Origin of the sequence: Streptomyces sp. NBC_01433, assembly GCF_026340105.1 — a bacterium.
Classification (GTDB): Bacteria; Actinomycetota; Actinomycetes; order Streptomycetales; family Streptomycetaceae; genus Streptomyces.
The window spans coordinates 3,392,490-3,405,637 of the sequence record NZ_JAPEPM010000001.1; the positions used below are offsets into that span (position 1 = coordinate 3,392,490).

A 13,148-nucleotide genomic window follows, 5' to 3' on the forward strand; every position below is an offset into this window, starting at 1 on the left:
ACGCGGAATCTAGTCATTGACAAGTTCACTGGCGAGGCGCACTCTGGGGGTGTCACTGATCTAGTCACTGACTAGATGCCTGGCCGGTGGCCGGGTGCCGAGCACTACGGAAGGTGCGGACATGTCCGAGGACCTGGGACCCGTACGTCAGATGTGGCATCTGCTGGAACCGCTGCACGCCGTCCTCTACTACGCGCCGGAGGCCTTCGAGGAGGCCGCCGCCCTCGGTTACGGCACCGAGGACCGCTGGCCGAGCTACTTCGCCTGGCGCGCGGCGCCGCTCGGGGCGGCCGGTGCGGACAGGGTCACCGAAACCTTCTACAGCTACAGCCCGGACATGGTGCGCGACTTCGTGCCCGCCGTCTGGTCCGTCGCGGAGCCCGGCGCGGTGCTCGCGGCCCGGCTGCGGGCGGTCGACCGCGCGTACCGGACGCTGTTCGGGGATCGGCTCGACGGGCCGGAGTTCGCGGCGGCGGCCGAACCGGCCCGGCGGGCCGCGCTGTCCGCCGAGGTGACCGGGCGCCCGCTGGCGGCGGCCGACGCGGCGCTGCCCTGGCCGGATGCCCCGCACCTGGTGCTCTGGCACGCGGCGACGATCCTGCGCGAGCACCGGGGTGACGGGCACCTCCAGGCGCTGGTGGAGGCGGATCTCGATCCGGTCGAGTGCCTGGTGTCCTTCGCCGCCGTGGGCGCGGCGAGCCCGGAGACGTTCGAGAGCCGGGGGTGGGGTGCGGGGGAGTGGGCGGCGGCCCGTCAGCGGCTCGAAGGGCGCGGCCTGTTGGATCCGGACGGGACGGCCACCGAGGCCGGGCGGGCACTGCGGGCGCGAGTCGAGCGGCGTACCGACGAACTGGCGGCCGGGCCCTGGCGGGCTCTCGGCGAGGAGGAGCGGGTCCGGCTCGTGGCGCTGCTGGAGCCGTTGTGGGTGACGGCGCTCGGCAGCGGGTTCCTGCCGGCCGAGAACACCCTGGGTATCGGCAAGGTGTGAGCGGGCGGGGAGATGTGAGCGCGCGGGGGAAGTGTGATTCGGGACGCATCCTGAGCGAACCGTCGTCATGAGTGCGCGTCGGCGGGGAAGAGGTCCATAGGATTTTCGGGTTCGGCTTTCTCCCCGTCAGGATGGCTACGCGTGATATCTCCCCGTACGTACCGAGTGGTGTTGCCCGTACTGAGCGCGGTGGCCGTGCTGGCCCTGGCTGGGTGCGACCCCGACGACCTTGCGGCCGAAGGCGGTTCGGGCGGCGGTTCGGGTGGGAGCGGACAGTCGGCGGGCGGCTTCGGGGCCAGCCCGCTCGACAACCCCGACGGCACGAAGCCGGGTCTGGCGCCCCTCACCACCGACGCGGACCGGGCCGCCGCCCGCAAGGTCATCGAGCAGGTGTCCACCAAGGGGCGCGGCCCCAAGACCGGTTACGAGCGCGACAAGTTCGGCTATGCGTGGAAGGACTCGGTCGACGGCATCCCGCTCTCCCGCAACGGCTGCGACACCCGCAACGACCTGCTCGCCCGCGACGGCAAGGACATCGAGCACCGCTCGGGCTCCGACTGCGTGGTCATCTCCATGACCCTCAAGGACCCGTACACCGGGTCGACCATCGCCTGGCGCAAGCAGCAGGCCACCAAGGTGCAGATAGACCATGTGATGCCGCTGTCCTACGACTGGCAGATGGGCGCCGCCCGCTGGGACGAGGCCAAGAGGCAGCGGATCGCCAACGATCCGCTCAACCTCATCCCGGTGGACGGCCCCGCCAACAACGCCAAGCGCGACTCGGGCCCCGCCTCCTGGCTGCCGCCGTACAAGCCGGTCCGCTGCTCGTACGCGGTGCGGTTCGCACAGGTCTCGCTGAAGTACGAACTGCCGGTCACCACCGCCGACAAGCAGGCCATGCTCACCCAGTGCGGCGGCTGAGCCGGACCGGCCGGGTGCGTGTCCGGGCCGGAGCGGCTCGGAGCGGATCGCGCGGGTCAGGCCGGATGGTCCGGTCGGACCGGTTCGCTCCGCCGGACCGGATCGGCGGGGCGGGCCCAGGGGCGGCGCGGCCGGGTCGTACGGCGGCCGGTCAGCCGCCCGGCGGCGGCCGCCGCCACCAGGACGAGCAGTGCGGCGGCCCCGACGGCCGCCCCCGCACGCAGCCCCGGCGGCCGGAACGTACAGCTGACCGAGGTGGCACCGGCGGGTACGGGGACGGCGACCAGCCCCAGATACGCGTCGGCGGGCCGTCCGCCACAGCTCCACCCGGCGATGCGCGGCGCGGCCAGGACGGCGGTTCCGGTGGTGCCGGGCGGCAGTTCGGCCCGTACCCCGTCGCCGGTGACGTGGACGGAGGTCGCCCCGGTGCGCGTCAGCGCGGTCACGGCCGTGGCCAGGCGGGTCCGGTCGAGACAGCCGATGGCGGCGTGCGGCACGGTCCCGTCGCGCTCGGGCTCCAGCGTGACCTGTACGGACGCGCCGTTGGAGGTTCGTTGTGATGCGCCCTCGGGCGTGCCCAGGCGTTCCATCGCCGCGCTCCTCGCGGGCAACTGCCCCTGGAGCCGCACCCCTTCCGAAACCCGACCCCGTGGGTCCCGTGCGTCCCTCGCATCCCCTGTGTCCCGTGCAGCCGCCAGCCGGGCCCGCCCGAACAGATCCGGCGCCCACAGATACACCTCACGACCGGCCGGGCAGGCGGCGGTCAGGGTGTACGTGACCCCGCCCTCCACGCGGTAGGCCGAAGCCCCCCTGCCCGGTGCTCCCCGGCCCGGTGCTCCCGCCTCCGGTGCCGGGCCCCCCGCCGCGTCGCGCAACGTCGTCGGCGGCACCGCGTAGACGGAGGCGCCGAGCAGCTTCTCCTGATTCCGGAACGGCGAGCGCCCGTACACCGGCGGCGCCCCGGACCCCGGTCCGCGTACGGTCACCAGCGGCGGCACCGGCGCCCGCGTCACCGTCGGGGGCCGGTCGTCCCGCGCGTTCCACGGCTGGTGCGGATCGGGGGGCGTACGCAGGCGCGCCCCGACCGAGAAGACCGCGTCGGTGACCGGATTGTCGAGGCTCTGGACGGCGCGCCCGCGTGAGGTCCAGCCACCGCCGAGGGCCCGCACGGTGCGGGTCAGGACATCCGGCGTATGGCTGCTGTAATACGCGCCGCCCTGGCCGCCGACCACCAGCGGATCGTTGGCGGTGGTCGGCTCGCGGCCCGGATCGGTGCGGTAGCGCGGCCAGCCGTCGGCCCGGTCCACCGCCGCGGCCTGGGCGCTCTGCCGTGCGCCCCAGGGGGCGTAGTCGTCGAGCCGCGCGAGGCGCAGCCGGTCGGCGTACGCCGTCGTGGCGGCGGCCTGTCCGGCCTGCGCCATGACCAGCAGAAGCACGGCCGGAACGGCGTACCACCCACGCCCGCGCCCCTGCCCGGTCCGCCCGGCTCCCCGCCGTACCAGCGCGAGCGCGGCCCCCGCCGCCAGCAGACCGGCGGCGAACAGCGGATACGTCCACCGGGTGACGAGGCCGCTGGAGGCCGCCCCGGCGCCGACCGCCACCAGGACCGCGCCCCCGCCGAGCAGGGCGCGCCATCCCGGCCAGTCGTACGACACCGAGATCCAGGCGGCGATCACGAGGATTCCGGCCAGCACGAACGTCTGCCGGTACGGGCTTCCGTTGGGGGTCGCGAACGCGTGCCAGAGCAGATGGGTCGGCCCCCACTGCAAGGACAGGGCCACGGCCGCCACCAGTCCCGCCCAGGCCCACCGCTCGCGGCGCGGCACGGATCGTTGGAAGGCGAGCGCGCAGGCCAGCAGCAGGGTTCCGGTGCCCAGGAAGAGCGCGGGGGTGAAGAATCCGTACGTGGCCGGGAGCAGCCGGGCCAGGACATCGGGCCAGGCGGCGGGGGCGAACGGCCGGGTCCAGCCGGGGTAGGCGTGTTTCGTGCCGAGGTAGACGGGAAGCAGCACGGGCGCGGCGAGCCCGATCCCGAGCGCCACCGTCCCGGCGGCCCGCAGCAGCCCCCGCCCCGCCGCCCCGCGGTCGGGCGACTCGGTCACCAGCCGCACCACCAGCACCAGCGCTGCCCCGAGCGTCGCCATATAGGCCGTATAGAAGTTCGCGATCCACAGCACCGCCACGACCAGCGGCGCCGCCACCCGGTGCTGCCCCGTCCGCGCCCACTCCCCGGCGAGGCACAGCAGCGGCAGGGCGACGAGACCGTCCAGCCACATCGGGTTGTACGTGGCCTCCAGGACCGACCAGCCGCACAGCGCGTACGAGGCACCGAGCACCCCGGCCGCCCAGCGGTGCCCGCCGCGCAGCGTCAGCAGCAGGAACGCCATCGCCGCGGCGGCCGAGGCCATCTTCAGTACGGTCACCGCGTAGACGGCCAGGTCGACGCGGTCGCGCGGGAAGACCCCGACGAGCAGGGCGAAGGGGCTCGTCAGATACGTGCCGAGGTCCGGCAGGAAGCTCGTCCCGAAACCCGACTGCCAGTTGAGCAGCACCCCGCCGTCGGCCTGCCCGTGCAGCAGGTCCCACAGCCGGGTGTGGAACGGCACGAACTGATTGCCCAGGTCATTGACGCTGCGGGTGCGCGGCCCGAAAGGGAAACTGCGGGCCGCGGCGTCGCCCGCGCACACAGTGACGACAGTGACCAGCGAGGCGAGAGCGCAGGCCGCTGCGTGGGGGCGGGAGTTCGGCATACGGAGAAATATGTCAGCGTCGCACGTGCAACCCGCCTCCGAATTGGGCCAGTTCACTGAAGCGACGCCCATTGGTCATACGGAGCATTGGGTTCCGACACCTGGGCGCGGTGATGTGCTTGAGTGCTGATCTCGATAGTGGTGCCGTGTTTCAACGAGGAGGAAATCCTCGAACGCTTCCACGCGCGTGTCACGGATGAAATAGCGCGCTTAGGGCATGAATTCCAGCTCGTCTATGTCGACGACGGAAGCCGGGACGGAACGCTGGCGATCCTGGAGACGCTCGCCGCGGTCGACCCCCGGGCCCGTTTTCTCTCCTTCAGCCGTAACTTCGGCAAGGAGGCGGCCATGCTCGCGGGCCTCCAGCACGCCGAGGGCGAGGCCGTCGTCATCATGGACGCCGACCTCCAGCACCCGCCGGAGCTGATCGGCCGCATGCTGGAGGAGCACGCGCTCGGCAACGACCAGGTGATCGCCCGCCGTACCCGCAAGGGCGACCGCGTCACCCGGACGGTCGGGGCGCGCGCCTACTACTGGCTGATCAACCGCCTCGTGGATGTGGAGCTCGTCGACGGCGTCGGCGATTTCCGGCTGCTGTCCAGACGCACCGTCGACGCCATTCTCGAACTCACCGAGTACAACCGCTTCTCCAAGGGCCTGTTCGCATGGGTCGGATTCCGCACGACGACGTTCAGTTACGAGAACGCCGTGCGGGAACAGGGCCGTTCCGCCTGGACCTTCGGAAAGCTCCTCAACTACGGCCTCGACGGCCTGCTCTCCTTCAACAACAAACCCTTGCGTGCCGCCCTCTACCTCGGCCTGCTGCTGCTCTCGCTCGCGCTCGCCCATGCCACCTGGATCGTTGGGGTCGCCCTGGTGAGAGGGGTCGACACCCCCGGCTATGTCACGCTCCTCGTCGTGGTCACCGCGCTCGCCGGAGTGCAGATGGTGATGGTGGGGGTCGTCGGTGAATACGTGGGGCGCATCTACTACGAGGTGAAGCGCCGCCCGCACTTCCTGGTGAAGGCGTCCAACATCTCCGCGTCACAGGGGCCGCGCCCGCCTCAGGAGCCGCACCCGGCCCGGGGACTCGTACGCCGGTGAACGACGCCCCGCCGCCGGAGCCGGTGAACGATGCCCCGCAGTCGCGCCCGGTGAACGATGCCCCGCCGTCGAGGCCGGTCATCGGGCAGCTGGCCAGATTCGCCCTGGTCGGCGTCGTGAACACCGGCACGTACTACGCCTGCTACCTGGCCCTGCTGACCTGGCTGCCGTACATCGCCGCGCACGTTCTCGCCTTCGCGCTCTCCATGACCGGGTCCTTCTTCCTGAACTCCCGCTTCACCTACCGCACCCGCCCCACCTGGCGGAAGTTCCTGCTCTTCCCGCTCACCAACGCCGCGAACTTCCTCATCACGACCGGCGGGGTGTACGTCCTGGTCGACCTGGCCGGATTCAGCAGCCGCTACGCCCCGCTGATCGCCGCCGCGGCCGCCATCCCGATCACCTTCCTGGTCTCCCGCACGATCATGCTGCGGCCGGATCCGGTGGACCGGGCGGTCGAGCGGGTGCCCTGAACGAACCCGTACGGAACCTGTCACCGACCCCCGTACCGACTCCGCACGCGCCCCACATCCCCAACTCCTCCCGAATCGTTGGTCGAATCGGTGGCCCGAACCACGTCCACTGCCTAACATCGATCACCGCAAGGCTTTGTGCACTGATGCACAAACTCTCCCCGGGAGGCTCCTTTGCACCGCCGCCGTCGCACCGCGCTCGCCGTCTCCGCCGCACTGCTCGTCGCGGCGCCGCTCCTCTCCGCCTGCGGTAGCCAGGCCCATCCGGGCGCCGCGGCCGTTGTCGGCGGGGAACGGATCGAGGTGTCGGCGGTCCAGGCCCAGGCCGCGGACGTCCGCAGCGCCCAGGAGAGCTCGCCGCAGGCGGCTCAGCTGGTCGACAAGTCCGGCCAGCTCGGCCGGGCCAAGCTGCACGGCCTGATCTTCGGCCGGATCCTGGACCGCGCGGCCGAGGACGCCGGGGTGAGCGTCACCCGCAAGGAGATCCAGGAGACGCGGCTGGCGGCCGTCGCGGAGTCCGGCGGCGAGCGGCAGCTGAAGGCGATGCGGCTCCAGCAGCGCTGGGTCGCCCCGGACCAGATCGAGGGCGACATCCGCCGTGAGGCCCAGCTGATGAAGCTGGGCGCGGCACTCGGCGCCGAGCTCGGGACCCCCGCCGGGCAGCAGGTGGTGGGCGAGGCGCTCACCAAGGCATCGACGGCGCTGGACATCGACGTCAACCCGCGCTTCGGCACCTGGGACGACCAGAAGCTTCAGCTCGGCGACTTCAAGGCACCCTGGATCACCCAGATCACCGAGTTCGCTCCGAAGGACGCCCAGGCAGGCGCCTGAGCCGTCCGGAGGCCGGGGTAGGTTCGAGGGGTGAACGCTGAAGCCCCCGGCGACCCCGGCCGCATCGTCCTGCTCACCACCAGCCACCGGGTGGCACCCGGGCTGCTGTCCTGGCCCGCCTGGCAGACGCTGCACGCCGCCGACCGCGTGCTCTGCTCCGAGCCGGCCCACCCGCAGCTGCCGTATCTGCGCGAGGCGGGCGTCACCGTCGAGCACGCCGCCCCGACGGCCGGGGAACTGGTCGACGACTGCGCGGGCGGCCGGAGCGTGGTGGTGCTGGTGGGCGGCGAGGGCAACCGGCCGCTCACCGACGGACTGGCCCGCCTCGGCGGTTCGGGCCGGGTCGCGATGCCGGACCTGGAGCTGTTGCCCGGTTCGTACGACCTGCCGGGTGCCCGGCTCCTGGACCTGGTCCAGGTCATGGACCGGATCAGGCGCGAGTGCCCCTGGACCTCGCAGAAGACGCACCGGGGCCTCGCCAAGTACGTCATCGAGGAGGCGTACGAACTGGTCGAGGCGATCGAGGACGGCGACCGCGACGAGCTGCGCGAGGAGCTGGGGGACGTCCTGCTCCAGGTCGTCTTCCACGCGCGGATCGCCGAGGAGGACCCCGAGGAGCCGTTCGACATCGACGATGTCGCGGCCGGTCTCGTGGAGAAGCTGATCCACCGCCATCCGCACGTCTTCGGCGACGAGACCGCAGAGACCCCCGAAGACGTCCGCGCGCACTGGTTGCGCACCAAAGCGATCGAGAAGCAGCGCGACTCGGTCACCGACGGCGTCCCGCTCGGCCAGCCCGGCCTGGCCCTGGCGGCCAAGCTCGGCAGCCGCACCCGTACCGAGGGACTCGAAGTCGCCCTGCCCACCGGTGATTCCATCGGCTACGAGCTGCTGGCCCTCGCCGTGCGGGCCGAGCGCGACGGCACCGACCCGGAGGCCGCCCTGCGCGCCGCCGCCCGCACCTACCGCGACGCGATCCTGGCGGCGGAGCGCAACGCCCGTTAGTACGGTGGTGCCAGGGCCGTTCGAGGTGTGGGGGACAGGGCGTGGACGACGGGGAACTGGATCTGCTGGCAGATGAGTTGATGCAGGTGATGGCGGGCGATGCGTGGTGGCATCTCCAGTCGGGTGTCGCCCAAGCGCCGGAGAGCCGGCTCACCGTCCTCGTGCTCAAGCTCGACAGGTTCAAGAAGGCGCTGCTGGACGATGACCTGGACTCGGCCAGGACGGCCTGGACCGTGGTGTTCCGAGAAGTCCGGGACCTGGCGACCAGCCACCCCGAAGCCCTGGGCGAGCTGGCAGAGTGGGTGACGACTCTGCGGGACTACCCGGAGGACCTGGCGGCCCCGGACGTCGCGGCACCGGTTCGCGAGGACGTCTTACGGCACTCCGCGTCGGGAGACACGCTCCACGGCTCGGCGATCGTGACCGGGGCGATCATTCACGCGCACTTCACCGGCGGCGACACACCGCCCGGCGACACACCTCCCGGCGACCACCGCTCCGACTTCCGGGACGGCCAGTTCACCGGCCCCGTCCAGGGCAACGGCGTACAGAACAACAACTACTACGGACCCGGCCCGCACCACGCCCTGCCCGCGGTCGCCCACTGGCCGCGGCTCGACCGGGCCGACCCGGTCGCGCTCGGCGTACGACGTACCCGCAGGCTCTCCGACGAGCCGGTCCTCCCCGCCTACACGGAACGGGACTGCGACGCGGGACTGGGCGCCCTGGTCCGGAACGCCGCCCGGTCCGGCGGGCTGGTGCTGGTGACCGGCGAGCCGCTCTCGGGGAAGACCAGGACGGCCTGGGCGGCGCTGTTCGGCAACCTCTCCGGTGAGACGAGGATCTACGCGCCCTCGCCCGGAACGGACCTGCGCGGTCTGCCCGCCGTGCTGCGCGGCCGGGGCGGCGAGAACACCGTCGTATGGCTCGACGACCTGGAGGGCCACCTCGGAGAGAAGGGCCTGACCGCGGCGGTCCTGGCCGAACTCGTGCAGCAGAGCACGCCGGTGATCGCCACGATGGGCGACGAGGCGTACGACCTACACCGCTTCGGCGCCTCCCCGAGCGCCCGGCTGCTGATCGGTGTCGAACCGGTCGAGCTGAGCTGCGAATGGAGCCCGGCCGAACTGGCGCGGCTGGACGGGCCCCTCTCCGACCACCGGCTGTCGGGCGCGCGCGGCGAACGCGGCGACCGGGGCGTCACCGAGTACCTGGCCATCGGCCCGGAGCTCGCGGACCAATGGCGTCGCGCCGGCCGCCGCACCGGCGCCCACCCGCGCGGATACCTGCTGGTGCGCGCCGCGATCGACCTGGCCCGCTGCGGGGCGCGGGGCGAGGTGGCGCTGGATGTGCTGCGCGCGGCGCACCGGATGTACGGGCCCGATGACGTCCGGGCCGAGCGGGAGAGCTTCGAGGACGCCCTGGCCTGGGCGACCGGCATCCAGCACGGGGTGACCGGAATGCTCGTGCCGGGCCGGGGCGAGAACACCTGGCGGGCGTACGGCTCTCTGGTCGCGGACGCGGAGGACCAGGCTCAGGGCTTCACCTCTCCCGTGCCCCTGGAGATGTGGCTGCTCGCGCTGGAAGCGGTACGGGGTGTCGCCCGGTTCCGGACCGTTGTCTTCGAGCGGGCCCACGCGGTGCTGGAGCGCAGGGCGGCCGGCGACCCGGACGTCCTGATGGCACTCGGCCGCATCGACCGGGAGTTCGGCGACGAGGCGGCCGCGGAGCGCTGGTTCCGCGGGGCGGCGGACGCGGGCAGCACCGAGGCGGCCGGTGCGATGGGGAGACTGCTCGCCGCCCGGGGCGACGGGGCGGCGGCGATTCCGTATCTGGAGATGGCGGCCCGTGCGGGCGACGTCGAGGCGCAGGGCGCGCTCGGCGCCGCCCTGGCCGACCGTTCGGTGCACTGGCTGACCCGGGCCGCGGAGGCGGGCGACGGCGCGGCTGCGCACCGGCTGGGCGAACTGTCGACAGGGGTCGGGGACAACCATGAGGCGCGCCGCTGGTACGTCAGGGCCGTGGAGATGGGGCACGAGGAGGCCGCGGGGAGCCTGGGCAGCCTGTTCCACGAGTGGCACGAACTGGAGGTGGCGGAGCGCTGGTACCGCAGGGCCCTGGCCCATACGACCAGCGGGTCGATGTACTACCGGGCGGCGAACAGCCTCGCGCTGGTCCTGAGGGAGCGGGACCCCGACGACCCCGAGGTCGAATCGCTCTACCGGGCGGCGGCCGAAGCGGGCAGCGTCAGCGCGGCCACCAACCTCGCCAACGACCTGCGTGACCGGGGCGAGACCGAGGAGGCGCGGCGCTGGTTCGAGGTGGGGCACGCACGGGGCAGTTACTACGCCGCCGCCGCGCTGGCGGCCATGCTGTGGGACCAGGGGGCGGAGGCGGAGGCCGAGGAGTGGTTCCACAAGGCGGCCGAGGCCGGGCACCACGAGGCCGAGGACATCCTTGCCGAGCTGGCACGGAACCGCCCGATCGCGCCGGATAACGTCGAGGGGTGAACGCCAGCCCCGCCGAGCCCCCCGCCGACGTCCCTTTCCCCGCCTCCGCTCCCGCCGACGCCGACGCCGACGCCCCCGCCCCCGTCTGCCCGCACGCCCCCGGTGCCTCCGCCGACGCGCCCGCGCAGACCGACGCAGCTCCCACTCCCGCGCAGGCCCCCCTCGCCCCCGCCCCCGCCCCCGCTCCGTCCCCCGCCCCCGAACTCTTCACCTGGGAGTTCGCCACCGACCCGTACCCCGCCTACGCATGGCTCCGCGAGCACAGCCCCGTACACCGGACGACGCTGCCCAGCGGGGTCGACGCCTGGCTCGTGACGCGGTACGCGGACGCCAAGCAGGCCCTCGCCGACTCCCGGCTCTCCAAGAACCCGGCGCACCACGCCGGGCCGGCGCACGCCAAGGGGAAGACGGGCATCCCGGGGGAGCGCAAGGCGGAGCTGATGACGCATCTGCTGAACATCGACCCGCCGGACCACACCCGGCTGCGCCGGCTCGTGTCCAAGGCGTTCACCCCGCGCCGGGTCGCGGAGTTCGCGCCCCGCGTGCAGGAGCTGACGGACCGCCTCATCGACGACTTCATCGAGGAGGGGAAGGCGGACCTCATCCACGACTTCGCCTTCCCGCTCCCCATCTACGCCATCTGCGATCTGCTGGGGGTCCCGCGCGAGGACCAGGACGACTTCCGGGACTGGGCGGGCATGATGATCCGCCACGGCGGCGGCCCGCGCGGCGGGGTCGCCCGGTCGGTCAAGAAGATGCGCGGCTATCTCGCGGAACTGATCCACCGGAAGCGGGAGGGCCTGGGGGACGAGGGGGACGGCGATGATCTGCTCTCGGGGCTGATCCGGGCCAGTGACCACGGCGAGCACCTCACCGAGAACGAGGCCGCGGCGATGGCCTTCATCCTCCTCTTCGCCGGATTCGAGACCACGGTCAACCTCATCGGCAACGGCACGTACGCCCTGCTGCGCCACCCCGAACAGCGCGCGCTCCTTGAGCGCTCGCTCGACGCGGGGGAGATCGGCCTGCTGGCCACGGGCATCGAGGAACTGCTGCGGTTCGACGGACCGGTGGAGCTGGCCACCTGGCGCTTCGCCACCGAGGCGCTGACGCTCGGCGGACAGGAGATCGCCGCGGGCGACCCCGTGCTCGTCGTGCTCGCCGCGGCCGACCGGGACCCGGAACGGTTCGAGGACCCGGACCGGCTCGACCTCGCACGGAGTGACAATCAGCACCTCGGATACGGGCACGGCATCCACTACTGCCTGGGGGCACCGCTCGCCCGCCTGGAGGGACAGGCCGCTCTCGCTACGCTGCTGAGACGCCTTCCGGGGCTGCGACTTGCGGGAGAACCCGCCGATTTGCGGTGGCGTGGCGGGCTCATCATGCGGGGATTGCGCACGCTCCCCGTGGAGTTCGAGCCGGGGCGGCGACTGGGCGAAGGTGACGCTGCGTCAACTCTGTGACTTTCACGTGATCTCCGCTGCATCGACTTGTGACACACGTTCGAGTCCCGCTAGGTTCACCGTTCGACGCATCAGTCGGGCGTCAGGTGACTCGTCAACCACTCAGTACCCACTCGTCAGTCGCACGGAAGGCAAACCCCATGGGCTCCGCGAACGGCAGGCACCGTCGCCCTCGTCAGGCACCCGCCATCGTCGTCGCCGCGGGCGTGACGGGATCGGCCATCGCGATTCCGCTGCTCGGCGCGACCGGCGCACACGCCGCCGACGCCTCGACCTGGGACCGGGTCGCGGAGTGCGAGAGCGGCGGCATGTGGAGTGCCGACCTCGGCAACAGCTTCTACGGTGGGCTCCAGTTCTCGCAGGACACCTGGTCGGCCTACGGCGGCACGGCGTTCGCGCCCCGGGCCGACCTCGCCAGCCGTTCGCAGCAGATCTCCGTCGCGGAGAAGGTCCTGGACGACCAGGGCCCGAAGGCGTGGCCCAGCTGTGCGGTGATCGCCGGACTCGCGGTGGACGGTGCCCTGCCGGGCGTCGACCCGGGCGGCACGCCGTCCGCCGATCCGTCGGACACGGCGACCTCGCCGGGCGAAGCGGACGCGGGCGACGCGCCCGGCGAGGCCGCCGACCCCTCGACCACCCCTGCCACCCCGGACGGGACCCCTTCTCCGACGACGCCCGAGGACTCCGCGAAGCCCGAGGGTTCCGCGAAGCCCGAGGACTCATCGGCGCCGGAGGGCTCCGCCGCGCCTGACGCCTCGAAGGACACGGACCGCAGCGGCGGAAAGCACCGGGGCACGCCCGCTCCCGAGAAGAGCCGGGCGGCGGACGGTGACGACGGGCGCGAGTCCGGCCGGCACGCGTCCCGGGGCGACGGCGAGGCGCGCGACGGCGCGACGGAGCGGGCCGGCGGCGACTACACCGTCCGGCCGGGCGACAGTCTCTGGGCGATTGCTGACGCACAGAAACTCTCCGGCGGATGGACCGCGCTGTACGAGGCCAACAAGGACACACTCGGCTCGGACCCGGACCTGATCCTGCCCGGACAGAACCTGGATCTGGACCTCGGCGAGCGCTCCGAGGGCGCTGCGGCCAACTGATCC

At 72.5% G+C, this 13,148-nt stretch carries 10 protein-coding genes; 9 read left to right on the forward strand and 1 reads right to left on the reverse strand.

What is annotated here, in order from left to right:
* Positions 1-121 precede the first annotated feature (121 nt).
* The gene (locus tag OG413_RS15315) at positions 122-988 is read left to right on the forward strand and encodes a hypothetical protein (RefSeq protein ID WP_266805964.1); all 867 of its coding nucleotides are present in this window, start codon (positions 122-124) and stop codon (positions 986-988) included.
* A 141-nt stretch (positions 989-1,129) separates the two neighbouring features.
* Positions 1,130-1,909, forward strand: a complete 780-nt coding sequence (locus tag OG413_RS15320; RefSeq protein WP_266805966.1) for an HNH endonuclease family protein — start codon at positions 1,130-1,132, stop codon at positions 1,907-1,909.
* Between the two features lie 56 nt (positions 1,910-1,965).
* Here OG413_RS15320 and OG413_RS15325 read toward each other — a convergent pair whose 3' ends face one another.
* On the reverse strand, positions 1,966-4,659 hold the full coding sequence (locus OG413_RS15325; protein ID WP_266805968.1) for a YfhO family protein: 2,694 nt from the start codon (positions 4,657-4,659) through the stop codon (positions 1,966-1,968).
* Between the two features lie 123 nt (positions 4,660-4,782).
* Between OG413_RS15325 and OG413_RS15330 the strand changes: the two genes are divergently transcribed.
* From OG413_RS15330 to OG413_RS15360, 7 genes are all read left to right on the forward strand, one after another.
* The gene (locus OG413_RS15330) at positions 4,783-5,763 is read left to right on the forward strand and encodes a glycosyltransferase family 2 protein (protein ID WP_266805970.1); all 981 of its coding nucleotides are present in this window, start codon (positions 4,783-4,785) and stop codon (positions 5,761-5,763) included.
* Between the two features lie 89 nt (positions 5,764-5,852).
* Positions 5,853-6,236, forward strand: coding sequence for a GtrA family protein (locus OG413_RS15335; protein WP_266810166.1), 384 nt, complete (start codon positions 5,853-5,855; stop codon positions 6,234-6,236).
* Between the two features lie 174 nt (positions 6,237-6,410).
* On the forward strand, positions 6,411-7,067 hold the full coding sequence (locus OG413_RS15340; protein WP_266805972.1) for a SurA N-terminal domain-containing protein: 657 nt from the start codon (positions 6,411-6,413) through the stop codon (positions 7,065-7,067).
* Positions 7,068-7,097: 30 nt separating this feature from the next.
* Positions 7,098-8,072: a nucleoside triphosphate pyrophosphohydrolase gene (locus tag OG413_RS15345; protein ID WP_266805973.1), complete on the forward strand. Its 975-nt coding sequence runs from the start codon at positions 7,098-7,100 to the stop codon at positions 8,070-8,072.
* 41 nt (positions 8,073-8,113) lie between these two features.
* A complete protein-coding gene (locus OG413_RS15350) occupies positions 8,114-10,582 on the forward strand; it encodes a lipopolysaccharide assembly protein LapB (RefSeq protein ID WP_266805974.1) in 2,469 nt (822 codons plus the stop codon).
* Positions 10,579-12,048, forward strand: coding sequence for a cytochrome P450 (locus OG413_RS15355; protein ID WP_266805976.1), 1,470 nt, complete (start codon positions 10,579-10,581; stop codon positions 12,046-12,048). Before OG413_RS15350 ends, OG413_RS15355 begins: the two co-directional genes overlap by 4 nt.
* A 140-nt stretch (positions 12,049-12,188) precedes the next feature.
* Entirely contained in the window at positions 12,189-13,145 is a 957-nt protein-coding gene (locus tag OG413_RS15360) for a transglycosylase family protein (protein WP_266805978.1), read from the forward strand.
* The last annotated feature ends 3 nt before the right edge of the window (positions 13,146-13,148 follow it).

What these genes read in the sequence shown, in the direction of transcription:
- OG413_RS15315 (WP_266805964.1), top strand. Translation starts at nt 122, where the DNA reads ATGTCCGAGGACCTGGGACCCGTACGTCAGATGTGGCATCTGCTGGAA.
- OG413_RS15325 (WP_266805968.1), bottom strand. Translation starts at nt 4,659, where the DNA reads ATGCCGAACTCCCGCCCCCACGCAGCGGCCTGCGCTCTCGCCTCGCTG.
- OG413_RS15360 (WP_266805978.1), top strand. Translation starts at nt 12,189, where the DNA reads ATGGGCTCCGCGAACGGCAGGCACCGTCGCCCTCGTCAGGCACCCGCC.